This is a genomic window from Ruegeria sp. CDSC068, from assembly GCF_059610545.1.
Genome location: NZ_JBXWNV010000011.1, coordinates 16631 through 40904, shown reverse-complemented (window position 1 = coordinate 40904; position 24274 = coordinate 16631). Strand labels below are relative to the sequence as shown.

The following is a 24274-nucleotide window of genomic DNA, read 5'->3' as shown; positions in this document are numbered from 1 at the left end:
GATTGCTTCAGGCGACGTTTTCCAGGGATTGCGGACAATACGCGTCCAGCCACATTCGATCCAAATGGTCGATTCTAGCGGCGTCGAAACGTTCTTCTTCCTCCCAATAGCGACCAGACGAAACGAAGTAATTCAACTGTGCCTCTGCCTGCAGTGCCGCTTGCATACCCTTTGTCGAAAGCAGCCTGTCAGATATTAGGGCGTCAGTCGTCACCGAAGGAAAGACCAGCCGGCTTTCACCCTGCGACAGTCGAACCACGCGGCAGTTCTGCGCGGCACCGAACAAAGCCAACCGGGCGGATTTTGCCTCGAGCGATCGCAGCGTCACATCAGCGCGCAAAGGGTCGGCTGCTCCGTTGCCGTAAAAATGGGTCTTGCCGGAACTCGGGTAAATCATGTCACAGCCAAAAAAGGCCAAGACGGCTGGCTGCAGCGCGGCCAAGGCCCAGTAGCCCGCCGTAAACGCCATCGTGCCACCGGCATAAACAAATCCGCCAAACTTGTTTTGATGCGGAACGTATTCATCCGCCTCGACGATGCTTTGGCTGCGGACCAGTTCGTCCGGACGATTGCAGATAGGGAAGTCCTCGGGATGGATGAGGAAATCCCAATCGTCGCGGATACGCCAGGCGTTGTTGATTGCAACGATGTGGGTAAACGGATCCCTCGACCACTCCCGAGCTGCAGCGGCGGCCGGTGCACTTCCAAGTATCAAAACGCGATGCATCGGTTCGGCCATTCTGGGCCCTGCCCTTTTTCCAGTTCCCCGGAAGGATAGAGCTTTTTTTTTCCTTAACTACCCCAGTACAGAAAAACTGCTTTCTTCGTTGATCGGGCGCTTGCGGGAATAGAACCCGACATCAATGCTCCACCCGATATAGGGAAGTTCGTATTGCAGCGGCTGCGCATCGTGATCCGCGCCCCCTTCACAATACGCGATCAGGGCCGTCATCATCTTGCCTGCGATCGGCGCGTTCTTGTACTGGTTCCCACTGGTCCCGCAGGCCATGTAGAACCCCGGCAGGCTGGATTTGTCATAGATCGGAATCCAGTCTGTGGATGCGTCATACAGATCCACAACTCCGCGTGTTTTAGACGGGATGCCAAGACTTGGGACGCGCTGTGCGTACCGCATGGCTTGCGTTGTCCACTGATCGGTGAAGTCATGGTTATAATGAACGTCGTCCTCGCACCATTGATGCGGATCGCATTCCGGGTCTTCCGAGCCTACCAGGATGTGGTTACCATGTTCGGGCCGACAGTAGCAGGCGATATCGCTGTCCGAGACAATCGTGCCATCGTTTTCGAAATCGAACCCTTCGGGTGCTGGCACGTGCACAACCTCTTGCCGCAAGGGGCGGGTTTCGATCGTCATGTCATCCAGAACGCCCGCCATCTTGTTGATGATCGCCGAGCCGGGGCCCGCGACGTTCACGACGACTTTTGCGTAGATTTCTTCGCCCGAGGCAAGTTTGACACCCGAAACCCGACCGTCGCTGGACAATATCTCAACCACTTCGGCACCAGTGCGCACTTCTGCGCCATGCAGCTTGGCAGCGTCCATCAAGTTCTGCGCGGACAAAGCCGGATCCGTGACGTATCCCGCCTGTGGCCAGAACACACCGCCCTGCATCTTGCGCCCGTTCGGGTGTCCAAATTCCGGATCATCCATACGGCGCGCCGGCGCGAAACTGTCCTGAGAATAGATCGGCAGGCGCTCGGAAACTTTTTCGGCCGACCACTCCTCGAAAGGGCAATCCAGATCGGCGCTGTTCTTCATGTGCTTTTCCAGCATACCGTTCGCGTCGGTCTTCATCACCAGACAGCCGGTTTCGCGGAACTGCGCCAGATTGGCATCCTCGGGCAGGCCGAGGTAGTCCGCCCAATCGCGCCAGTAGTGGTAACCTTCCCACGCAAACGCCGTTCCGTCGAAAGTCGAATAATGCATGCGGATAATGGCGCAGGATCCGGCAGTCGAACCGTGGCCAACCTGACTGTTTCGGTCCAGCGACAGGGTTTTCCAGCCCGCTTTCGCCATTTCAAAAGCGATGGCCGCGCCGATCACACCTGTTCCGATGATGATTGCGTCAGGTTGACTCATGAGGCTTCTCCCTTCCAATAGCGCGTTGAATAGGCGCTGAATTCTTCGACTTCTTCGGGCTTGGGCTCAACCCCGGTGAAGACATAAAGGTAATGCGGAACCATTGCGATCCGCGTGGACATTGGTTCGTTCAGCTGGGCCAGATCGTACCCGATCTGCATGTAGTACAGAACGCGCGCGCGGGTTTCGGCCTCGACCTCGGAATAGCCGTACCGCGCGAACATGTCGTGAAGCGCGTCGAGCCTGCGCGCATCCGACTGATCGAGCGCCCGGCGTACTTTCCCCGATTTGCGCGCCCAATCCCGGACGGCAAAATCCAGCGCGGTATCGAACAAATCGGTGTTCACCACGCAACGATGCACGTTGCAGACGGCTGCGGTTATCGTATCCGCTGGGGCTTTGGTCTGCGCAACCAAAGCCGCTGTATTCGTCGCATGCCAGCGCGCCAGTAGGGAATCCAAAAGCTCTTGCCGGGATTTGAAGTACCAATAGAAGGACGACCGCGACACGGCCATCCGTTCAGCCAGGTTCAGAACCTTGATCTGGTCCACACCGTCTGAGATCAGCACATCCATAGCCACGTTCAGCCAGTCGTCACGCGTGACCTTGATGTTACCAACCAAGGGTTCAGCTTCGGGGTCATCCCGGTGCAGGATGGGCTTTGTGCTCATTCAACTCTCCGGCGGTGCGCCGCCCGCAGCCGTACGGCGGGTAATATAGTCTCGCAAGGCACCAATGCGGTCACTGTCTGTGGGCGGGGCCTTAAAGTCATTCACAATGCCTTTCCAAACCCCGGTTGCGCGATGATTGGCATCCATTGATCCGCGCTCTGTCCAAGTTCCGAAATTTGCGTAATCGTGCAAATGCGGTTCATAGAATTCGGTGTTGTACCGCTCCATCGTCTGGCTTGAGGCAAAGAAGTGCCCGCTGGGTTCGACTTCGCTCAGGGCGGTGTCGAAACCGATCTCAGCTTTGCCCGCCTGCGCCCCCGCGCACAGTTCGGCGACCATGTTCAGGACCTCGGCGTCACAGATCATTTTCTCAAAAGAAACGGTCAAGCCACCCTCCAGCCAACCGGCCGAGTGAATGATTACTGTCGCTCCTGCCATCAGACAGCCCCAAAGACCAAACTGGTTTTCATTCGCTGCTTGAACATCGTTGATGTTCGACGCTGATCCGGCAGCTGACCGCCAAGGTAGGCCCAGATGCCGGGCCAATTGACCTGCGGCAAGCGAAGCCTGGAAATGTGAGGGTGTTCCAAATGCGGGCGCACCCGATTTCATATCCACGTTGCTGGTGAACGTGCCATAACACACCGGCGCACCCGGCTTGGTCAGCTGTGTCAGCGTCAGCGCCGCCAGCGCCTCGGCATGCGACAGCGTAATCGCCCCGGCCACAGTAATCGGGGCCATCGCGCCCATCAGAGTAAACGGCGTGATGATCGACATCTGTCCATTGCGGGCGAAATCTATCAGCCCTTGCGCCATCGGTATGTCCAGCGTGCGCGGGCTGTTCGTATTGATGATCGTGTAGCAATGTGCGCCCGCCTGAAACTCATCGTCCGACAGCCCCCGCGCGATGGACAGCATTTCAAAGCAATCCATCACCTGCGGCGTCCCGCGTGAGAAAAAGAACGGGAACTTGTCGGTCAACTCCATCTGGGCCTGCGTCGTGAAGTAGTGGCGCAGGTTGGTTGGCACGTCCTGAGGCTCGACCTGAGGCGAGATCATCTGGAATACATCGAAATGATGCGTAAGCTTGAGGAACTCCAGATAGTCCTGCCCCGAGGCCGGGCGGCGGCCGCGTTCAAGATCTGTCGCGTTCGGTGCCCCTGCCCCCGGTTGAAACACCAAACTACCTAGCTCAAGGGTGAAGTCTCTGTGTCGCGCGCCTGCATGGCACGCAATCGACTTTGGTGCTGATGCAACGGCGGCTTCAACAATGTCGCGGCCGATAAAGACCATTTCGGTGTCTTCATACACACGCGCGCCAGCCTTTTCAAATATGCGCCGCGCTTCAGGCAACAGACATTTGACCCCTAGCTCTTGCAGTGTCCGAAGTGCTGTCTCGTGCATTTCCGCAATCTGATCCGCCGGGAAAACCTCCATCAAAGGAAACGGATTTTTGAGTTGTCGGTAGTTCACATCGCGTGTTGGGCCAGTGGCGGCATCGGTGCTGCGTCCGCGCCTTCGTCGCCCGCGTTCAGGTGTTTGCGACATCATCATCAGCCCCTCATCGCTTTGCCTTGAGGATCGTAAGGCGAAGGTGCGATGACCCGCGCCGAGCGCTCAACGCCAACTACGTGCACCGACAATTCTGTCCCCGGCTCGGCCTTTTCACGGTTGACCAACGCCATTGCCAGCGACTTTCCAGTGTAGTGTCCATACCCGCCCGAAGTGACAAAGCCGACACGCTCATCGTCCGCCCAAACGGGTTCATATCCGCTGGCGTCCGCGTCTGCGGCGTCCACTTCCAGTGTTACCTGAACCTGCGCCGGACCATTGCCGTCACGTTCTGCGACTGCTGCATCTTTGCCGACAAAGTCCTTGTCCCAGTCGATCCAGCGATCCATCCCGGTCATGCCCGGGGTGTAGAGCTGCGTGAATTCTGCAGACCAGATGCCAAAACTCTTTTCCAGCCGCGCCGACAGCATCGCGTTGAAGCCACATTCGCGAATACCCTCATCTGCCCCGGCCTCCAGCAACATACGGCGTAGCTTGATGTGGTCTCCGTAGCGGCAGTTGATCTCATACCCTTTCTCGCCGGTCACCGACATGCGCGCAACTCGGGCGCGCACCAGACCGATGTCGAAATCACCACAGCCCATGAATTTCAGACCCGAGATGTCCTGTTCAGCCAACTTTTCGACCACGGCTTGCGACTTGGGACCAACCACCGCGAACCCGCAATATTCCTCGCCCAGATCCCGGACAGTAACGCCGTCGATCATGTGATCGTCAAACCAGCGCATGTGCCAAGCTCGCAGGTAATAGCTGCCCATGATCCACCAGGTACCATCGCCCCAGTTCAGAACTGTCAGGTCCCCCTTGAGCCGCCCGTTTTCACCCAACATAGGCGCCAGCTTTGCACGACCCGGCGCAGGTAGTTTCGAGACCATGACTTTGTCGAGCCACACTTCTGCATTTGGTCCCGAGACCTCGAACCGCGAAAAGCCCGAGATGTCCAACAAACCAGCACCTTCGCGGATTACCTTGCATTCCTCAGCTACGATTTCGTGTGCATTCGACCGCTTGAGCGTCGGTGTTTCCTCGAACCCTTTCGGCGCGAAATACAACGGCACTTCAAGATCCCAGCTGACGCCCCATTTGCAGCCCGCATCCGTCATCGCGTCATGCGCCGGGGCCATCTTTAGCGGCCGCCCCGCGGGCAGTTGCTCGTTCGGGTAGGTCATAACAAAACGACGGGAATAAAACTGGCCCGTGGTTTCACGGGTATACCGCTTGTTCTGCGCAAAATCGCCAAAACGCGCCACGTCCATCGGCCAGGCATCCGCCTCGGGCTCGCCATGGATCATCCACTCGGCCAGTGTCTTGCCGACACCGCCGCCCTGCAAGAAGCCCGCCATGACAGCACAGGCCGACCAATAGCCGCGCTTGCCCGGCACCGGACCGACCAATGGGTTGCCGTCGGGGGCAAAGGTAAAGGCACCGTTTACCCATGTCTTGATGCCCACGTTCTGAATCGACGGATAACGGTCAAAGCCAAGCGTCAGCTCATTCTCGATCCGGTCGAGCTGTTCCTGAAACAGCTCTTCACCATAGTTCCAAGGCGCACCGTCCATGGCCCAGTGTTCGTGATCGACCTCATAAATACCGACCAGAACCCCTTTCTGATCCTGCCGCATATAGGTGAACCCTTCGAGGTCGACGGTCATCGGCATCTCGAAATCTGCCTCGGCGACCTCGGGCACAGTATCAGTGATAAGATAGTGGTGCTTGAGCGGTGAAACCGGCAGCTCCACCCCCGCCATACGCCCCACCTGCTTGGCCCAGAGGCCGGCGGCGTTGACCACGTGTTCACAGGTGATCGTGCCCTTGTCGGTGACGACCTGCCAGCCATCGCCGGTTTGGATTAGTTCTTCGACCTTGGTTTCTTCGTAATACTCCGCGCCCCTCTTTTTCGCCGCTGTCGCATAGGCCTGAACCGTGCCAGTCGTGTCGATATAGCCCTCGCGGTCCGCCCACATGGCCCCCAAAACGCCGTCGGTGGACATGATTGGGCAACGCCTTTGCGCCTCCTCCGGGCTCAGCAATTCGCAGTCATCAATGCCGATAGACTGGAAGATGCGGTAATTCGCCTGCAGCCATTCCCACCGTTCGGGCGTTCCGGCCAACGTCAGGCCACCGGTCATGTGCAAGCCGATATTCTGACCCGATTCCTTTTCGATCTCGCTGAGCAGGTCGATTGTATACGCCTGCAAGGACGCCATGTTTGGGTCCGCATTCAGAGCGTGAATGCCGCCAGCCGCATGCCAGGACGAGCCGGACGCCAGCCGCCGCCGTTCCAGCATAACCACATCTGTCCAGCCAAACTTGGCCAGATGATACAGAACCGAGGCGCCCACGACGCCGCCCCCGATGACCACAACGCGATACTGAGAATTCATCCTGCGCTCCCCTGCATGTCTCACCAGGGACGCTAGAGGTACTGTTCACATCTGTCTAGACATTTCTGTACAGTTCTGCGCCTACCAAAAAACTGCCTTGGAGCGGCAGTTTTCAAAGTTGTGCGCTGGGACGGGAAGCGACCTTATCAAACCACGTCAAAGTGGCTGTGTTTTCTTGTGGTATCCGCTTTTTGATCACGCGGGCAAAGTCGACGAAGACAAAGGTGGAAATGTCAGCCAGAGTGAAATCCAAACCTGCGATAAACGCGCTTTCGTTCAGTCGCTGTTCCAGAAGCGAAAAGAAATGGTCAACGCGAGTTGAACCGCGCTGCGCCAGTTCCGGGATTTGCGCGTGATTCACCGGACCCGGAATTGCCCTGTCAGCAAAGGCTGGATGTGTATTCCGCAACGCCTCGGCTACAGGCGCGCCGCCCTGCTGTTCGACAATGCTGTTCCACATCAGAACCTGCCCCTTTTCATCCGGAGTTCGGCCCATCAAAGGTGGCTCAGGAAACCGCGCCTCAAGATAGGCGGCGATCCCTAGATTCTCAGTTAGCGTGCTGCCCTCATCCGTCACCAGCACCGGAACCGTTGCATTGGGGTTCACCGCGCGAAAGTCGTCACTGAGTTGTTCACCTTTGCCGATCGAGATTTCTCGGGTTTCGATATCCAAACCCTTTTCGGCAATGAACATGCGCGCGCGCCGTGGGTTGGGGGCCGTGGAACAATCATAAAAAAGCATCAGGTTCTCCCACCCTGTCAGCGGCGATAAATGAAACAGCGCCCCTCGACGGCCCCTTCAGGAAGGGACACTTCGGTCAAGGTATCGAAATACATCCGGTCGCTGGACACCATCAAACCACCCTCGGCTAATAGCGGCTCGATCAATGGTGAGACAAATCTGGCGAAGTCGTCGTTCTTTTTGCGGTTGTGACCGCCCAAGTCCGCGTGGATCAGACTGGCCGTGGCTCCGAACCGATCCACCGAGGCCGGTAGTGTTTCTCGCACATCCCCCAAAATCACCCGATCTGCGGGCGGCGTGGAATCCGGATGCGACGCCACGGCGCGCTCGAACACATAAACAGGTCGACCTGAAATATACTGCACCATGTGATGATAGGTGCGCCCGTTGCCCAACCCCAGTTCGAACACTGGCCCAGGCATTCCTTTGGTTTCAGAGATGGCGAAATCCAGACAGGCCCGTTGGGACACCATACGGTCGATGAACAGATCCAGGCGGCTTTGGTTGTCGGGCACGGGGAAATCTCTCCTTGATATCAGTCAGCTCATGATTTGGGGCCGACACCGCATGTGATGACAAATCCTCAAGGATTTGTGTAGGTAAATTGGCCTAAGTTTCACATTTTCGCGACAATTCGGCCCAAGAACGGGTTTGACTACACAGGCACAACCGCGCGAGACTAAGTCAAAAAACACAGGGAGTTGAATACGCCGATGTCGAACCACGGACGAACGGGTGGAAAACCCGCATGACTGCGTTGTTGTCCGTCAGAGACCTCAGCATCGGTTTTGGTGCGGGCGACTCAGTCGTCAAAGGTGTCAACTTTGATGTCGAGGCTGGGCAGACATTGGCTCTGGTCGGTGAATCCGGATCGGGAAAAACCATCTCGTGCCGGGCGGCCTTGCGTATTCTGCCACGTGCCGCGCAAATCCGCAGTGGCACGATAACCCTGAACGATTCAAAAGGCTTCGAGGATCTGACCAAGATCAGCGAACGCCAGATGCGCGACATTCGCGGCAATCGGGTTTCGATGATTTTTCAAGAACCGATGCGATCACTATCCCCGTTGCACAAGATCGGCAATCAGGTCAGCGAGGTCTTGTGGCTGCATCGGAGCGCGTCCGAGGCGCAAGCCCGCAAAGAGGTCCTGACCCAATTCGAACGCGTGGGCTTTCCTGATCCGCAGCGCGCTTATGATTCTTACCCGTTCGAGTTGTCGGGCGGCATGCGCCAGCGCGCCATGATTGCGATGGCAATGGTTTCCAAGCCGGAACTGCTGATCGCGGATGAGCCAACGACCGCGCTGGACGTAACGACACAAGCGCAAGTGCTTGGTCTGATCAAAGAACTACAGCGCGAGACAGGAATGGCTCTGATCCTTGTGACGCACGATCTTGGTGTGGTTGCCAATATGGCAGAACAGGTCGTTGTTATGCACAAGGGTCGCGTGATGGAGGCAGGGGCAGCCGCCCCGATCCTAAGCGCCCCGGCGCACCCCTACACACAACAATTGTTCAACGCGGCCCCTGCAATTCCCGACGAAGATTCGGTCGGGCTGCCTATGCCGGATGATGACCTCATTCTACAGATGAAGGGGGTGTCCAAGACTTACACTATGCGGTCCAGCAGGGGCTGGCAGGGGGACAAGCTGATCCATGCCTGCCGAGGTGTGGATCTGAAATTAGCCCGCGGCAAAACACTGGCAATCGTCGGCGAAAGTGGCTCGGGCAAAACAACGGCCGCGCGGATCGCCCTTGGCGCGGAACTGCCCGATCCGGGTGGCGAGGTTCTGTTTCGCACCTCGCCAGGCGAAGACCCGATCACCGTGCACCACATGAACCGCTCTCAGCGCACGGCCTTTCAACGCAAGGCGCAGATGGTGTTTCAGGATCCGTACAGCTCTCTCAGCCCACGGATGCGCATTCAGGACGCTCTGACCGAACCATTGGAAATCCACTCCATTGGTTCGACCGCCGAACAGCGAGACAAAGCGGTCGAGATGCTGCAGCGCGTCGGACTGAATGGTGATATGCTCAAACGTTATCCCCATGCCTTTTCCGGCGGACAGCGGCAACGCCTGTCGATTGCGCGGGCGATGATGCTGGACCCGCAGCTGATTGTCTGTGACGAGCCGACATCGGCACTGGATGTATCGGTTCAGGAACAGATCCTGACCTTGCTGGAAAACCTGCAGGACCGGTTGAACCTGTCCTACCTGTTCATCTCGCACGACCTTGCGGTTGTGGCGCGCATTGCCGACGAAGTGGCCGTGATGCGCCGGGGTCTTGTCGTCGAACAGGCCCCGCCCGAGACACTGTTTTATAACCCCCGACACCCTTACACCAAGGCGCTGATTGCCGCCCAACCAGAACCCGACATCAACCGGCCCATCGACCTTAAACTGGTTGCGTTGGGCGCTGGTTCACCAGACAGTTGGGATGACACCTTCCGATTTACGGACTCCGTGATACCCTCACTGGTAGAGATGGAGCCCGGCCATAAGGTACGATGCCATGTTTAAAACCACTCGCCCGCTTATTCTGGCTGCCACGTTGGTCGCCACTTTGGTCCTGCCCGCCACGGCAGGAACACCGACCCCTCAGGAAAGCGAATTCTGGAAAGCCGAGGTCAGCGCCGGGAACCTGCCGCCGGTCGCAGAGCGCCTGCCAGCCGAACCTCTGATCGTGGATCTGGCAGCCAAAGGCCGCGAGTTTGGTGCCCCTGGCGGCACGCTTCGCACAATGGTGACCCGGTCAAAAGACATCCGCCAGATGGTCGTTTACGGGTATGCGCGATTGGTTGGGTTTGACGAAAACTACGACATCGTCCCTGATCTGCTGGAGTCCTATGAAAACGAAGGCAATCGAAAGTTCACACTGCATCTGCGTGACGGCCACAAGTGGTCCGATGGATCGCCGTTCACATCCGAAGACTTTCGTTATTGGTGGGAAGACGTTGCCAACAATGAAATGCTCAGCCCTTCTGGCCCACCTGACTTCCTGATTGTTGAAGGTAAAACGCCAGCCGTGACCTTCCCGGATGAGACAACTATTGTCTTTGAGTGGGAAAACCCAAATCCTGATTTCCTGCAGTCGCTGGCCCAAGCGCGCCCGCCATTCATCTACCGGCCGTCTGAATTCCTCAAACAGTATCACGAGAAGTTCGCAGATGCTGAGGACCTCGCCTTTCAGGTTGAAGACGCACGGGTCAAAAGCTGGGCGGCGCTGCACAACAAGCTGGACAACCTCTACAAGTTCGACAACCACGAACTCCCGACGCTGCAGCCTTGGCTGAATGCAAGTTCGGGCAAGAAGATCCGCCACAATTTCGTTCGCAACCCTTATTATCACCGCATCGATTCCAACGGCGTTCAGTTGCCCTATATCGACATCGTTGAGATGGAAATCGTCGCTGCTGGCTTGGTCGCGGCCAAGACCAATGCTGGCGAAACTGATCTGCAGGGGCGCGGTCTGGCGTTTCGCGATGCATCTATCTTGAAAAAGGGCGAAGCCGGTGGAGACTACAAAACTCTGCTGTGGAAGACCGGTGTCGCATCGCAAATCGCGATCTACCCGAACCTGAACTACTCGGATGAAATTTGGCGCGACGTTCTGCGCGATGTTCGTGTTCGCCGGGCGCTGTCCCTGGCCATCGACCGCAAAACCATCAATCAAGCGCTCTATTTCAAACTGGCCCATCCCGGTGCGATGTCCGTTTTACCCGCGTCTCCGTTCTATGACGAGGAAAACGCAAAAGCCTGGGCGCAGTATGACGTTGAGATGGCCAACGCCCTCCTGGACGAAGCTGGCCTGGCCGAGCGCGATAAAAACGGCATTCGCCTGCTGCCGGATGGGCGCCCGATGGAACTGATCATCGAAACCGCAGGAGAGCGGCAAGAGGTTGAGAACGCGCTTCAGATCGTCACGGATACGTGGCGCGAAATTGGTGTGGACCTGATCATGCGCCCACTGGACCGGGACATTCTGCGCAACCGCGTTTTTGCTGGCAACACCATGGCCTCAGTTTGGTTTGGCTGGGATGACGGTATCCCGCAGGCGCACACTTCCCCTGCTTATTTGGCACCTACGGATCAGGTGTTTCTGGCCTGGCCCAAATGGGGACAATTTTACCAAACCGGCGGCGATGTTGGTGAAGCGCCTGACATGCCCGAGGCTGAACGTCTAATGCAGCTGGCCCATGATTGGGAGGTAGCTACCACCGACGAAGAGCGTTCGGCAGTCTGGTCAGAAATGCTGAACATCCACGCTGATCAGCTTTTCGCCATCGGAATTCTGAACGGCGCGCCGCAGCCCATCGTAGTGTCCAACCGTCTGCGCAACGTGCCCGAGCAGGGCATGTGGGCGTGGGAGCCCGGCGCACATTTTGGCATTCACCGCCCCGACGAATTCTTTTTCGCCGACTAATCAGGAGCAGCTAAATGGTAATGCTGCGCTATGCGGTGTATCGCTTTTTCACGATGCTGCTGACTTTGCTGGTGGTGTCGGTTCTGATCTTCGTGATCATCAACCTGCCCCCCGGCGATTATCTGAGCAATCAGATCGCGGAATTGCAGGCCTCGGGCCAATCTGCCGGGGTCGCCAAGGCTGAATTCCTGCGCGCGGAATACGCCCTGGATCGCCCCATATGGGAACAGTACCTGGTCTGGATGGGCTTCTGGCCCGGACCGCACGGGTTTGAGGGCCTTCTTCAGGGCAACTACGGCTGGTCTTTTGAATTCGACCGTCCTGTGGCCGAGATCGTTGGCGATACCCTATGGCTGACTGTTGTGGTCAACCTGGCCGCTATCCTGTTCGTTTATGCCGTTGCCCTGCCGCTGGGCGTCCTCGCCGCAGCAAAATCGCGAACCTGGATTGACTATACGTCGGCCTTTGTTGGCTATCTTGGTTTGGCGACGCCCAACTTCCTGCTGGCACTGATCCTGTTCTATTACGGACACCGCTACTTCAACCTGCCCATCGGCGGCCTGATGGACCCATCCTTCGAAGGTCAGCCGATGAGCTGGGAAAAGCTGAAGTCCATTCTTGTCCACCTGATCGTGCCGACTTTCGTCATTGGCACATCTGGCGCCTCTGCCATGATGCAGCGCCTGCGTGCGAACATGCTGGATGAACTGGGCAAACCTTATGTGGAAACGGCCATTGCCAAGGGTATGGCACCATCGCGAATGCTGACAAAGTACCCGCTGCGCGTGGCGTTCAACCCATTTGTTGCAGATATCGGGAACTTGCTGCCGTCGATGGTATCCGGGTCGGTACTGGTCTCAGTCGTGCTTGGTCTGCAAACCATCGGCCCGACCTTGCTGACCGCACTCAAGACCCAGGACCAATTTCTGTCTGCCTTCATTCTGATGTTCGTGGCCTTGCTGACCCTGATCGGCACCATGATCTCTGATATCTTGCTGGTCATGCTGGACCCGCGCATTCGGTACGAGGGGCGTGAAGCGTGACCAAACACACCGACGGTCGCTTTGTCGACGATGCACCTTTCGACGCAGATGCCGCCCTGCAACAGTTAGAGCGCGCAGATCTGGACGCACCCAACTGGGTTCTGGTCTGGCGCAAGTTCAAAACCCATAAGCTGGGTTTGATTTCAGGTGTCTTCCTGCTGTTCTGCTACCTGATGCTGCCCTTCGCTGGATTCATCGCCCCCTACGGCCCGAATGAACGAAACGGCGAACACCTTTACGCCCCACCACAAAGCATCAATTGGTTCCACGATGGCTCCTTCATTGGCCCGTATGTCTATCCGATCGTGGCCGAAGCTGATCTTGAAACCTTTCAATGGAAATTTGTGCCCGACACGGAAGACCCTCGCCCGATCCGCTTTTTCTGCGAGGGGACCGAGTACAGGCTTGCAGGTCTTATCAAATCAGACACCCACCTGTTCTGCGCGCCGGAGGGCGCAACGCTGTTCCTTTGGGGGTCCGATCGTTTGGGCCGCGATGTGTTCAGCCGCATTCTATACGGCGCGCAGCTTTCGCTGACGGTCGGTCTGATCGGGATTTCGGTATCGTTCACCCTTGGCATCTTTTTTGGATCAATCGCCGGGTATTTCGGCGGCAAGATCGATTGGGTCATCAACCGCGTGATCGAGGTCTTGCGCTCGCTACCTGAACTGCCGCTCTGGCTTGCCCTATCGGCGGCGGTGCCCTCAAACTGGAGCCCGGTTGCTGTTTTCTTCATCATCTCGATCATCCTCGGGATTCTCGATTGGCCTGGCCTCGCCCGTTCGGTACGCGCGAAATTCCTGTCCCTAAGGGAAGAGGAATACGTCCGCGCCGCCGAGATGATGGGTGCAAGCTCGGGCCGTGTGATCCGCAAGCACCTGCTGCCGAACTTCATGTCTCACCTGATCGCCTCGGCCACGTTGTCGATACCGGCCATGATCCTCGGGGAAACCGCGCTCAGCTTCCTGGGTCTTGGTCTGCGGGCCCCGGCCGTCAGCTGGGGTGTAATGCTGAACGACGCGCAGAACCTGGCCTCGATCGAGATCTACCCCTGGACGGCAATCCCGATGCTGCCGATCATTGTTATCGTGCTGGCATTCAATTTCCTGGGTGACGGGCTGCGTGACAGTCTGGATCCATACCAGCAATGAGCTTGATTTCAGCCCTTCCTGCAACCGACGGATACCGCAAAACGGGCACCGGGGCTTGGTCCAGCGTCTACGCGGTATCTGAACTGGCGACGGCAACCTTTGGCGCGGTCGGGCAGGAACTGGCTCGTCTGATGACGGCGCTGGACCTGTCGCCCAGTGCGCCGGATGTGTCTGTGGATCACCGGCTGGCCTCGCTTTGGTATCAATATTCCTTCAAGCCCAATGGCTGGGAGATGCCTAGTCTCTGGGATGCGGTCGCGGGGGATTACCAGACTGCGGATGGTTGGATCAGGCTGCACACCAACCTACCCCGCCACCGGGCGGCGGCACTAAAAGTTCTTGAAGTCAAAGCAGATCGGGACGCGGTCTCTCAGGCGGTGCGGCGATGGTCCGCCAGCGAGCTGGAATCGGCAATCGTGGCCCAAGGTGGCGTTTCCGCAGCCATGCGCAGCCGGGCAGTGTGGTTAGAGCATCCGCAAGGTCGGGCCGTGTCCCGCGATCCACTGATCGGTTGGCACAGCCCGCGACAGATCAAACTGCGAGATCGATCCGAGGCCACGGCTGAGCGCCCTTTGGCAGGGCTGCGCGTCCTCGACCTGACGCGCGTGCTGGCTGGGCCGGTTTCAACGCGAACCCTCGCCGGTTTTGGTGCTGACGTTCTGCGTGTCGACCCGCCCGGTTGGGACGAGCCCGGTGTCATACCAGACATCTCATTGGGCAAATCCTGCACTTACCTCGATCTGAAATCGCCCTCAGGTTTGGAAAAGCTGCAAGAGTTGCTGTCTCAGGCCGATGTGTTCGTCCACGGGTATCGCCCCGGTGCTTTAGACGCACTCGGCCTGACCAGGGCCAAGCGCGATGAATTGGCCCCAAACCGGGTCGAAGTCACATTGGACGCTTATGGCTGGCAAGGCCCATGGGCCGCGCGGCGCGGGTTCGACAGCCTCGTTCAGATGAGCGCGGGTATAGCGGATGCAGGCCGTGACTGGGCAAATGCGGATAAACCGACACCATTGCCGGTTCAGGCGCTGGATCATGCAACCGGCTATCTGATGGCCGCCGCTGTGCTATCCGCCTTGGCTGAGGCTGCCTCAGGGAACGCTATCATGCTGGGTCAGCTCTCTCTCGCACGCACGGCCGAGTTGTTGGCCATTCTCGGCAAGTCCGACACGAAAGAGGTTATCACCGGCGCCAGTCCGTCAGACTACAGCCAAGCTCTAGAAGAATCAGGCTGGGGCTCCGGTCACCGCCTGAAACCTGCTCTGACTGTTGGCGACGCCAAGATGTTCTGGGACAAGCCTGCACCTAAACTAGGCACGTCGGCTCCGGTCTGGGCCACGGCCATCACCTGAGCCAATCGCCACGCGGTACGCGCGGCCCGGCCCAACGCTTTGGGTCTCGTCTTGCCAGAGGCGTCACCCAAAGGGGCGGGAGACCCCCTCAGCGATCGTCCCCACCCGGACCGATATCGTCCAGATAATCCTCGTCAATCGCCGCCTGCACCGCACCCGTCACAGCTTCGCGCTGTTTGGGCGTCAAATCCTCGGGGTCCTTGCCCTCGGCCAGGCGCACAGTGACCTCACGGTGTGCGAACTTGATGCCTTCGCGGGCGAACAATTCCCGGATGTCCTGATAGACTTTCTTGCGCACCAGCCATTGATCGCCCGGCTTGGTCATGAACTTGACCCGAATGATCATCGCAGAGTCCTGCATTTCGATCACGCCCTGCGACTTCAGCGGTTGGATAAAGTTGTCGCCGATCACCGGGTCGCTCAACAACTCTTGACCCAACTTCTTGATCAGCTTGCGCACCTTCTCGACATCGGTGTCATACGTCACCCGTAACGGCAGTTTCATGATCACCCAGTCGCGTGAATAGTTGGTCAGAACCTTGATCTCACCAAAGGGGATGGTGTTCAGCGCACCCAGATGGTGACGCAGCTGGAACGACCGAACCGAGATCTTTTCGACCGTTCCCTTCACGTCGCCGATGTCGATGTACTCACCCTTGCGGAACGCGTCATCCATCAGGAAGAACGCCCCCGAAAAGATATCGCGGACCAATGTCTGCGACCCAAAGCCCACGGCCAGGCCCACGACACCAGCACCCGCGAATAGCGGGCTGACATTGATACCCAATTCCATCAGGGCAATCAGCGCTATGGTCACAACAACTACGGCCAGAATGGCCCCACGGAACAAAGGCAACAATGTTGCCAGGCGGCTTTGCCCACCTTCGCCGCCTTCATCGCCCAGCTCAGCCTCACCACCGCCGTCGTCAATCTCCTGCGCGATCTTCGAGTCGATCCCAATGCGGAAAAAATGGAACAGGATGTAACCCATGAAGAGGATCACCATCACGTCCAGCGCCCGCTCGATCGGCAGGTCCTCGCTCCAGCTGGCATCCGGATTCCAGATGACCACCAGCGCATATAGACCGACGACAAAAGCCAGAATACCGGCAACCCGCCGCGCCAGATCTTCGTAGGTCAAGATCGAGTGCTTGCGCATCTCGGCCTGCGGCGTTTCGATCACTTCAACCTCGGCATCCGCCTCATCAGCATCGGCATTCATTGCGTCAAGCTGGTTGTTGCGATTGAAATACCGTTCCAGAAGATAGTTCATGGCCCCATAGGCAACCACGACCGACATAAAGATTGCATAGCTGCTGGCTACGATTGGGATCGAGTTTTGATTTTCCAGCACCAGGTCGACGGCCAGTTTGAACCAGCTGAACACCATGTAAAGGATCAGCACCGGCGCCCATGCGAACGAGATTAGGCGCAGAATCCACGACACCTGATCCGGTGATCGCCCGCCGCGGATAGCGTTCGAGATGGCGCGGGCGTTGAACAGGATCATCAGGACATTGCCGATCGCACCAAACATGGTCAGGCCGCCATAGACCAAGGCGTAGACGTTATAGTTCAGCCCAAAATCAGCTACCCAAGTGGCAAAAAGCACCACGGTAATGTCGTAGGTCGCCAGCGCCGAAGCCCAGATATACAGGCGTTTGGCGTCACGATCCGAGAAAGGCGGCAAGCGATATTGGCTCAGATATGGCGATAGAACCATGCGCCACAGATCAGACACCGTACGCGACAGGAAGAAGGCGGTAAAAATTGCTGTGACCGTGAACTGGATCGAGATGTCCTCAGCCTCGCCGAAAAACACGAAACCGACGATAAGCGCCATCACCATGGCAAAAATCGTGGCGCCTATCCCCATCAGGAACCGGAACACCAAAAACGGCATCTTCTCGCGATAGCCTTGCGGATCTTCCTTGGATCGCGCGACGACGATTCGCTTTGCGATACGCTTGCCGTAGATTTCAATCGACAACCATCGTCCGATCAAAAGGAAGAGAACGTTCCAGAACAGGACCTCGACATAGGTCTGTATTCGGCCATCCGGACTGGTCTGACGCAGGATGTATTGCACCTCGAAGATCGAATAAGGCAGCGCCTGAAGCCGTGAATTCATCGAGTCGCGAAACTTCGAAAACCGCTCCTGCGCTTTCATAAGCTGCGAACCGTCGCCCATCGGATCCCCGGGTGCAGCCTCGGCGGTGACACTGTTTTGCTGGCCGGAAGACACGATTTGCCCAGCGCTGTCGATGACGATCACACTGGCCCCGGCTTCGGTCGCGGAGCGGATCGCCGTAGCCAGATCGCTGTCGCTGGCTGTGTCCGTGCTGCTGCCGCCGGCTGAGGGATACCCCGGTATCAGAGAGGTCTGCGCAACTGCACCGGTGACCAGCGCCAGAGTAAGGGACCAGATTACAACCGTTAACCCAGCCAGCAATGTTCGTGTCATCGGATATTTTTCCAGTTCGCCATTCGTAACACAGGTTATCGAAGCCCGGTGGCGGGTTCAAATATTCAACCCCCGCAGCCTCAACATCGTATCAAGCCGTGTTCCCCGCACCATGCTGTGAACAGAAGTGTTTGCAACCCGGAAAAAACTGAATATGACCAACCTGACGCTGCCATCATGACGGATGGGCAGGAAATTTGATATAGAACAGGGCGCAGATGCGAAACCCACGGCTAAAATCGAAACAAGCCGGTAACGACTGGTAGGATCAGTGATTTTGCACGCGGCTAAAAAAAATATATACGATACGGGTGCAAGCGCGCGGAGTTGCACCAGAACACTGAATTGGGCAAAGGCATGAGCCTAGGAAGACAAAACGATACAACCGGCCGTGCGCCGCGCATCTTGTTCTACAGCCACGATACGTTCGGGTTGGGTCACTTGCGCCGATCCCGTGCACTGGCTGGTGCGATGACGCAGGCTGACCCATCGGCATCAGCGCTGATCCTGACCGGGTCACCCGTGGCCGGGCGGTTCACCTTTCCGCGTCGCGTCGACCACGTGCGTTTGCCAGGAGTGACCAAACGCGCCGATGGATCTTATGCATCCCAGACAATTGGAATGGGCATCGAGGAAGTGACTGAGCTGCGGGCGGGTCTTATCCAGACGGCGGTTCAGCAATTCGATCCTGACGTCCTTATCGTCGACAAGGAACCAACTGGTTTCCGCAGCGAGCTGTTACCCACCCTAGAAAATTTGCTGCGGTACCGCCGCACCAAAATGGTCCTGGGCCTGCGTGACGTTTTGGATGAACCCGAAGTGTTGGCCGCCGAGTGGGAGCGGAAAGAAGCCATTGCGGCGACCGAAAGGTTCTACGACGAAATCTGGGTGTACGGACTGCGCTCAATCTATGATCCGACCGAGGGCCTGCCGCTCAGCGCTGCCGCGCAGTCGCGTATCCATTGGACTGGTTATCTGCGCCGCGATCTCGGGCCGATAGGCGATCCGCCTGAACAGCCCTACATCCTGATTACGCCGGGAGGCGGCGGCGACGGCAAGGCTATGGTGAACCAGGTTTTGTGCGCCTACGAAAAAGACCCCAACCTGTCACCACGCGCTGTCCTTGTCTACGGCCCCTTCCTGTCGGGCGAGCTGCGGGACGATTTCGAGACCCGCGTTGCTGCGCTGAATGGTCGGGTCACGGCTGTTGGCTTTGAATCGCAGATCGAAACGCTGTTTGCCGGCGCTGCAGGTGTGGTCTGCATGGGCGGTTACAATACGTTCTGCGAGGTGCTCTCGTTCGACAAACGCGCCGTCATCGTTCCACGCACGACACCGCGGCTGGAACAGTGGATCCGCGCCTCACGCGCCGAAGGTCTGGGACTTGTCAGAATGCTGGACGAAAACCGTGACGGGTTAACGGCGGACGCGATGATTGAGGCTATTCGCAATCTGCCCGATCAGCCCTTGCCTTCTCAGGCAATCCGCGACGGCCTGCTGGATGGTCTGGACTATGTCACAAGCCGCGTGGACGCGCTGCTTGGTGGGGAACGGGAACGAGCCACCGGATGACTTCAGGAAAACCCAAGCTCACGGTGCTGGTCAAAGGATGGCCGCGCCTTTCCGAGACGTTTATCGCACAGGAACTGGTCGCCTTGCAGGACGCAGGCCACAGCTTTGACATCTGGTCCCTGCGCCACCCGACCGACACCAAACGTCATCCACTGCATGATCGGTTCAAGGGACAAGTCCACTACCTGCCCGAGTACCTGTATGAAGAACCTGATCGCGTTTGGGCCGCGCGCCACATCGCGCAGACCCTGCCCGGCTATACCGAGGCTTATAAGGTCTGGCGCTCTGATCTGCGGCGCGACCCGACACAGAACCGCATCCGGCGTTTCGGGCAGGCCTGTGTTCTGGCCGCCGAGTTGCCCGGGGAAACGCAGGTGATGTATGCGCATTTCATGCACACGCCGTCGTCGGTCGCACGCTACGCCGCCATCATGCGCGGCCTGCCCTGGAGCTTTTCGGCACACGCCAAAGACATCTGGACGTCACCCGATTGGGAGAAAGCCGAAAAACTGCAGGCCAGCACGCATGGGGCCGCTTTTGGCGCAACCTGTACTGCCATTGGGGCGGAACACTTGCGCAGTTTGGCCGATGATCCGGCGCGGGTCGATCTGATCTATCATGGCTTGGACCTGAACCGTTTTCCCGACCCACCGACCCGCGCAGCTCGGGCACCGGATGGGCGGTTTCACATGCTCTCAGTCGGTCGTCTGGTCGAGAAAAAGGGCTTTGATCGCCTGATCGATGCGTTCGCCACGCTACCCAATTCGCTGGACTGGCACTGGACACATATTGGTGGCGGTGCGCTTGGTGATGCGCTGCGCGAACGGGCTGAGGCCCAAGGTATCGCGGACCGGATCACCTGGAAGGGCGCCTGTGACCAGCCCGAAGTGATCGAGGCGATGCGCGGCTCTGATCTGTTCGTGTTGCCCAGCCGGATCGCGGCTGACGGAGATCGCGACGGGTTGCCAAATGTTCTGATGGAGGCTGCGTCTCAACTGTTGCCGATCCTGTCGACACCGGTTTCCGCCATTCCGGAATTCATAAAAACCGGAACGCATGGCGTTTTGTCCGACGACAACCCGTCCGCACTTGCCAGCGCGATCACCGAAATGGCCGCCGCTCCTGAGCGTACTGCATCTATGGCCAACGCTGCCTATTCCCGCCTGATTGCCGAGTTCCGCATGGACCCCGGCATTGCCCTGTTGTCCAAACGGCTCAGCGCATTGGGCGCGGGCAAAGACTGATGGCCCGCGTCGCCTTTTTCTCACCGATGAAATCTCCGGACAGCCCGGTGCCATCGGGTGACAGGGAAATGGCGCGCAATCTGATCAGGGCGATCGGGGCGCAGGGCGACGAGGTCGATCTCGTATCGGACTTGCGCATTTACGACAAAACGGGCGATCCGGCGGTTCAACAACGTCTCTGTTCTGACGCCAATGCCGAAGCCCGGCGACTGATCGCGGACATGACCCACGACACGGATTTGTGGGTGACGTATCACAACTACTACAAGGCCCCCGATCTGCTGGGCCCTAAAGTGTGCGCAGCTCGGGGCATCCCCTATGTGCAATTGGAAAGTACCCGTGCGACCAGCAGGTTACGCGGCCCATGGTCCGGCTTTGCGCAAGCCGCACATGATGCCTGCGACGCGGCGAACGTCATTTTTTACCACACGGCCAACGATCTAATCACGCTGGAACGTGAAAAATTCGAGGATCAGCGTCTGGTCGAATTGCCGCCCTTTTTGCCAATCTCGAGCCTGCCGCCCGCTTCCTCATGTGACGGGCCGATGCTGACGGTGGGAATGATGCGGCATGGTGACAAACTGGCGTCGTACCAACTGCTGGCGCAGGCGCTGTCGCATTTGAACGGGGATTGGGCTTTGGATATTGCAGGGGATGGACCTGCGCGGGCTGAGATCGAAGACCTTATGACACCGTTTGGCTCCAAGGTCCGGTTTCTGGGGCAACTGGATCGTGACGCCCTGCAAAACTTATACGCAAATGCGTCCATCTTGGTGTGGCCCGGCGTGAATGAGGCATTTGGCATGATTTACCTTGAGGCTCAGGCCAGCGGAGTTCCGGTTGTTGCGCAGAACAGGCCCGGTGTCCGCGATGTTCTGGCGCCGGCCGACTACCCCGAGGTCGAAGCAGGACCCGAAGCGCTTGCCGCCAGGCTACAGACGCTGCTTGGAGACCCTGCCCTGCGCCGTTCGCTTGGTACGACAGCCCGGGAATACGTGTCCAACCGCCACCTGATGCCCGCAGCAACCGAACGGTTCTGGCAGGCTGCGCGGCCTTTGATCGGAGGCACCGCATGAGCCAACTTGCTCTTTTGCGCCACGGCCACACCCATTGGAACCGCGCTGGCCGTATTCAGGGCCGCAGTGACATTCCGCTGGACGATGACGCGCGCACCGAACTGGCCGGATATGAATTGCCCGAGTTGTGGAACAAGGCAGCGCTCTGGTCCAGCCCCCTGCAGCGCGCCAGCGAAACCGCCGCATTGGTCGCGGGGCGAGAGCCTATGTTGTCCGAAGCCCTAACCGAGATGAACTGGGGCGATTGGGAAGGCAAGCGCGGCGTTGACCTGATTGCAGACGCAGACAGCGGATATCGCCATATCGAAGATTGGGGCTGGGACTATTGCCCGCCGAACGGCGAAAGTCCGGCGGAAGTGCGGGCGCGATTGCAACCCTGGCTGGGCGGTTTGCAGGGCGACACTGTCGCCGTGTGTCACATTGGGATCATGCGCGTCATTCTGGCCTCGGCCTGGGGATGGAACTTTGACGGCTCTGCCCCGTTCAAGATCAAGCGCAACCGACTTTATGTCATTGATCTGGATGGTTTTCAGCCGCAACCCGAACCGGTTCGACTGCTGCGACAAGGCCCCCGCGAATGAAAGTCATGATTGTTGTCACCCACCTGTTGGGCACCGGGCACCTGAGCCGCGCGTTGACGCTGGGCCGTGCCTTTGTCGCGGATGGGCATGATACCTTCGTGGTCTCTGGTGGGATGCCCGCTCCTCAGTTGGACACGGCCGGAATGACGCTGTTGGGCCTGCCCCCTTTGCGCTCGGATGGCACTGATTTCACCCGCCTTTTGACACAAGCCGGAACGGTAGCGGATGTCGGGTTTTTAGCGGCGCGCAAAACTGCTCTGGTTGAAGCAATTCGCAGCTTTGCACCGGATGTTTTGATCACCGAGCTTTATCCGTTTGGCCGCCGATCCCTGACAGGTGAATTTTCGGCTGCGCTAGAGGCGGCCCGTGATATGCACCCGCGCCCGATAATTCTGGGATCGATCCGGGACATTCTGGCGCCGCCCTCAAAACCCTCAAAGGCCGAGCGGGCAGAGCAGATTGTCGCAGAGCATTACGACGGCATCCTTGTCCATTCGGATCAGAACGTTGTGCCCTTGAACGTCAGTTGGCCTGTGTCTGAGCTGCTGGAGGGCCGCATGTTTTACACGGGTTTCGTGGCTCCACTGGCCCCAATACCGCACAAGGATGCAATCGGCAAAGGCGAAGTGCTTGTCAGCGCAGGCGGCGGTTCGGTTGGGCAACCGATCTTTCGCGCGGCCATCGAGGCCGCCCGAAAGATGCCGAACAGGCGCTGGCGCCTGTTGGTTGGCGGGCAAGACGCAAAGGCGCGCATTGCAGAATTGCGGAAGCATGTGGAGGGCGCCCCTGTCACTCTGGAAGCGGTGCGGCCCGATTTTCGCCAGATGCTGCCCCACGCGGCGGCTTCGGTCAGCATGTGTGGCTACAATACAGCATTGGATATTCTGCAAGCAGGAACCCCTGCCGTGTTCATTCCATTTGATGATGGCAATGAGGTCGAGCAGAGCCTGCGCGCCCGCACCCTTGCGGAAATGCCAGCCATAGATGTCATCCCAAGCAAAGATTTGAACGGAAATCTGCTGGCCCATGCCGTGGGCCGTGTGATTTCATCGGAACCTCGTCCGGTCTCAGATCAGGGGTTCGACGGCGCTGCGCAATCCGTACGAATCGCCAAAGAACTTTTGGAGCGCCGCGGATGAGTGTGGACTGGCGCAGTTTGACGGATGAGCTGGAACTCTGGCGTCAACAAGGACTGGCGCTGCCTTTGTGGTGGCGCGACGATGATGCGGTTTCCACAACGCCGCAGCTTGATCGCTTGACCGCGATGTCAGACCACCTTGGGGTGCCCGTTCATCTGGCCATCATCCCCCGCAATGCCGAGGACGTACTGGTCGAATTTGTAACTGCCCGGCCAAACCTGATCCCAGTCGTGCACGGATGGGCTCATCAGAACCACGCACCACCCGATGAAAAGAAATCCGAATTCCGCCTGCACCGGCCCATGGACGATATCACTGGGGAGATCGGCATTGGGATATCGCGGCTGCGCACCCTGTTTGCAGATCGATTGTGCCCGATGTTCGTGCCGCCATGGAACCGCATAGCGCCAGAGGTGGTGCAGGAATTGCCCGCAGCGGGGTATCGCATCTTATCGACCGCCACGCCACGGTCCAGCCCTCAGGCAGCGCCTGGATTGGCCCAGATCAACACGCATCTGGATCCAATCGACTGGCGCGGATCACGCGGGCTGGCCGACCCGGACATGTTGATCGCCAAAACCACTCAGCTGCTGCAGGATCGCCGCGAGGGTCGCGCAGATAACGCCGAACCCTTTGGCATCTTGACCCACCATCTGGTTCATGATGAGGACATCTGGACCTATACCCACGACCTGCTGAACCGGCTGCTGGACGGGCCGGGCTTTGTCTGGTCCGCCCCCCAAGCCGACTGAAAACGG

19 protein-coding genes are annotated in these 24274 nt (G+C 58.3%); 11 read left to right on the top strand and 8 right to left on the bottom strand.

The annotated features are described in order from the left end of the window. Positions 1-7: 7 nt before the first annotated feature. From AC2FID_RS19230 to AC2FID_RS19200, 7 genes are all read right to left on the bottom strand, one after another. Positions 8-739: a hypothetical protein gene (locus AC2FID_RS19230; protein ID WP_496838238.1), complete on the bottom strand. Its 732-nt coding sequence runs from the start codon at positions 737-739 to the stop codon at positions 8-10. 57 nt (positions 740-796) lie between these two features. Then, positions 797-2101, bottom strand: a complete 1305-nt coding sequence (locus tag AC2FID_RS19225) for an NAD(P)/FAD-dependent oxidoreductase (protein WP_496838236.1) — start codon at positions 2099-2101, stop codon at positions 797-799. Next, the gene (locus tag AC2FID_RS19220) at positions 2098-2772 is read right to left on the bottom strand and encodes a TetR/AcrR family transcriptional regulator (RefSeq protein WP_496838234.1); all 675 of its coding nucleotides are present in this window, start codon (positions 2770-2772) and stop codon (positions 2098-2100) included. The genes AC2FID_RS19225 and AC2FID_RS19220 overlap by 4 nt, the downstream gene beginning before the upstream one ends. Beyond that, positions 2773-4323, bottom strand: coding sequence for a trimethylamine methyltransferase family protein (locus tag AC2FID_RS19215; RefSeq protein WP_496838330.1), 1551 nt, complete (start codon positions 4321-4323; stop codon positions 2773-2775). It lies immediately after the preceding gene. 2 nt (positions 4324-4325) lie between these two features. Then, a complete protein-coding gene (locus AC2FID_RS19210; protein ID WP_496838232.1) occupies positions 4326-6728 on the bottom strand; it encodes a GcvT family protein in 2403 nt (800 codons plus the stop codon). Between the two features lie 112 nt (positions 6729-6840). Next, positions 6841-7470, bottom strand: coding sequence for a glutathione S-transferase family protein (locus AC2FID_RS19205; RefSeq protein WP_496838230.1), 630 nt, complete (start codon positions 7468-7470; stop codon positions 6841-6843). Between the two features lie 17 nt (positions 7471-7487). Further along, positions 7488-7985 (bottom strand): class I SAM-dependent methyltransferase, encoded by a 498-nt coding sequence (locus AC2FID_RS19200; RefSeq protein ID WP_082649262.1) that lies wholly within the window; start codon positions 7983-7985, stop codon positions 7488-7490. A gap of 233 nt (positions 7986-8218) precedes the next feature. Here AC2FID_RS19200 and AC2FID_RS19195 point away from each other — a divergent pair, with 233 nt between their 5' ends. The 5 genes from AC2FID_RS19195 to AC2FID_RS19175 are packed head-to-tail and all read left to right on the top strand — an operon-like array spanning position 8219 to position 15440. Continuing rightward, complete coding sequence (locus AC2FID_RS19195; RefSeq protein WP_282170720.1) at positions 8219-9991, top strand: ABC transporter ATP-binding protein; 1773 nt, start codon at positions 8219-8221, stop codon at positions 9989-9991. After that, positions 9984-11894, top strand: a complete 1911-nt coding sequence (locus AC2FID_RS19190) for an ABC transporter substrate-binding protein (protein ID WP_496838227.1) — start codon at positions 9984-9986, stop codon at positions 11892-11894. The genes AC2FID_RS19195 and AC2FID_RS19190 overlap by 8 nt, the downstream gene beginning before the upstream one ends. A 14-nt stretch (positions 11895-11908) precedes the next feature. Continuing rightward, entirely contained in the window at positions 11909-12937 is a 1029-nt protein-coding gene (locus AC2FID_RS19185) for an ABC transporter permease (RefSeq protein WP_108860926.1), read from the top strand. After that, positions 12934-14088 (top strand): ABC transporter permease, encoded by a 1155-nt coding sequence (locus AC2FID_RS19180; protein WP_109312530.1) that lies wholly within the window; start codon positions 12934-12936, stop codon positions 14086-14088. The genes AC2FID_RS19185 and AC2FID_RS19180 overlap by 4 nt, the downstream gene beginning before the upstream one ends. Next, positions 14085-15440 (top strand): CoA transferase, encoded by a 1356-nt coding sequence (locus AC2FID_RS19175; protein ID WP_282170718.1) that lies wholly within the window; start codon positions 14085-14087, stop codon positions 15438-15440. Before AC2FID_RS19180 ends, AC2FID_RS19175 begins: the two co-directional genes overlap by 4 nt. Positions 15441-15528: 88 nt before the next feature. On the opposite strand, the gene AC2FID_RS19170 is transcribed toward AC2FID_RS19175, so the two are convergent. Further along, the gene (locus tag AC2FID_RS19170) at positions 15529-17904 is read right to left on the bottom strand and encodes a mechanosensitive ion channel domain-containing protein (protein ID WP_496838224.1); all 2376 of its coding nucleotides are present in this window, start codon (positions 17902-17904) and stop codon (positions 15529-15531) included. 357 nt (positions 17905-18261) lie between these two features. Between AC2FID_RS19170 and AC2FID_RS19165 the strand changes: the two genes are divergently transcribed. From AC2FID_RS19165 to AC2FID_RS19140, 6 genes are read left to right on the top strand one after another with little or no spacing between them, the layout of a single operon-like run. Continuing rightward, positions 18262-19476 (top strand): glycosyltransferase family protein, encoded by a 1215-nt coding sequence (locus tag AC2FID_RS19165; RefSeq protein ID WP_496838222.1) that lies wholly within the window; start codon positions 18262-18264, stop codon positions 19474-19476. Beyond that, positions 19473-20720, top strand: a complete 1248-nt coding sequence (locus AC2FID_RS19160; protein WP_496838220.1) for a glycosyltransferase family 4 protein — start codon at positions 19473-19475, stop codon at positions 20718-20720. Before AC2FID_RS19165 ends, AC2FID_RS19160 begins: the two co-directional genes overlap by 4 nt. After that, positions 20720-21796, top strand: coding sequence for a glycosyltransferase family 4 protein (locus tag AC2FID_RS19155; protein WP_496838219.1), 1077 nt, complete (start codon positions 20720-20722; stop codon positions 21794-21796). The genes AC2FID_RS19160 and AC2FID_RS19155 overlap by 1 nt, the downstream gene beginning before the upstream one ends. Next, positions 21793-22377, top strand: a complete 585-nt coding sequence (locus tag AC2FID_RS19150; protein WP_282120751.1) for a histidine phosphatase family protein — start codon at positions 21793-21795, stop codon at positions 22375-22377. The genes AC2FID_RS19155 and AC2FID_RS19150 overlap by 4 nt, the downstream gene beginning before the upstream one ends. Further along, the gene (locus tag AC2FID_RS19145) at positions 22374-23516 is read left to right on the top strand and encodes a glycosyltransferase family protein (protein ID WP_496838217.1); all 1143 of its coding nucleotides are present in this window, start codon (positions 22374-22376) and stop codon (positions 23514-23516) included. Before AC2FID_RS19150 ends, AC2FID_RS19145 begins: the two co-directional genes overlap by 4 nt. Beyond that, positions 23513-24268 (top strand): polysaccharide deacetylase family protein, encoded by a 756-nt coding sequence (locus AC2FID_RS19140; protein ID WP_282120753.1) that lies wholly within the window; start codon positions 23513-23515, stop codon positions 24266-24268. Before AC2FID_RS19145 ends, AC2FID_RS19140 begins: the two co-directional genes overlap by 4 nt. The last annotated feature ends 6 nt before the right edge of the window (positions 24269-24274 follow it).

Coding starts and splice junctions, on each gene's coding strand:
- AC2FID_RS19215 (WP_496838330.1), bottom strand. CDS start 4,323: ATGATGTCGCAAACACCTGAACGCGGGCGACGAAGGCGCGGACGCAGC.
- AC2FID_RS19170 (WP_496838224.1), bottom strand. CDS start 17,904: ATGACACGAACATTGCTGGCTGGGTTAACGGTTGTAATCTGGTCCCTT.
- AC2FID_RS19145 (WP_496838217.1), top strand. CDS start 22,374: ATGAAAGTCATGATTGTTGTCACCCACCTGTTGGGCACCGGGCACCTG.
- AC2FID_RS19160 (WP_496838220.1), top strand. CDS start 19,473: ATGACTTCAGGAAAACCCAAGCTCACGGTGCTGGTCAAAGGATGGCCG.
- AC2FID_RS19230 (WP_496838238.1), bottom strand. CDS start 739: ATGGCCGAACCGATGCATCGCGTTTTGATACTTGGAAGTGCACCGGCC.
- AC2FID_RS19140 (WP_282120753.1), top strand. CDS start 23,513: ATGAGTGTGGACTGGCGCAGTTTGACGGATGAGCTGGAACTCTGGCGT.
- AC2FID_RS19210 (WP_496838232.1), bottom strand. CDS start 6,728: ATGAATTCTCAGTATCGCGTTGTGGTCATCGGGGGCGGCGTCGTGGGC.
- AC2FID_RS19195 (WP_282170720.1), top strand. CDS start 8,219: ATGACTGCGTTGTTGTCCGTCAGAGACCTCAGCATCGGTTTTGGTGCG.
- AC2FID_RS19175 (WP_282170718.1), top strand. CDS start 14,085: ATGAGCTTGATTTCAGCCCTTCCTGCAACCGACGGATACCGCAAAACG.
- AC2FID_RS19150 (WP_282120751.1), top strand. CDS start 21,793: ATGAGCCAACTTGCTCTTTTGCGCCACGGCCACACCCATTGGAACCGC.
- AC2FID_RS19220 (WP_496838234.1), bottom strand. CDS start 2,772: ATGAGCACAAAGCCCATCCTGCACCGGGATGACCCCGAAGCTGAACCC.
- AC2FID_RS19190 (WP_496838227.1), top strand. CDS start 9,984: ATGTTTAAAACCACTCGCCCGCTTATTCTGGCTGCCACGTTGGTCGCC.
- AC2FID_RS19155 (WP_496838219.1), top strand. CDS start 20,720: ATGGCCCGCGTCGCCTTTTTCTCACCGATGAAATCTCCGGACAGCCCG.
- AC2FID_RS19185 (WP_108860926.1), top strand. CDS start 11,909: ATGGTAATGCTGCGCTATGCGGTGTATCGCTTTTTCACGATGCTGCTG.
- AC2FID_RS19205 (WP_496838230.1), bottom strand. CDS start 7,470: ATGCTTTTTTATGATTGTTCCACGGCCCCCAACCCACGGCGCGCGCGC.
- AC2FID_RS19165 (WP_496838222.1), top strand. CDS start 18,262: ATGAGCCTAGGAAGACAAAACGATACAACCGGCCGTGCGCCGCGCATC.
- AC2FID_RS19225 (WP_496838236.1), bottom strand. CDS start 2,101: ATGAGTCAACCTGACGCAATCATCATCGGAACAGGTGTGATCGGCGCG.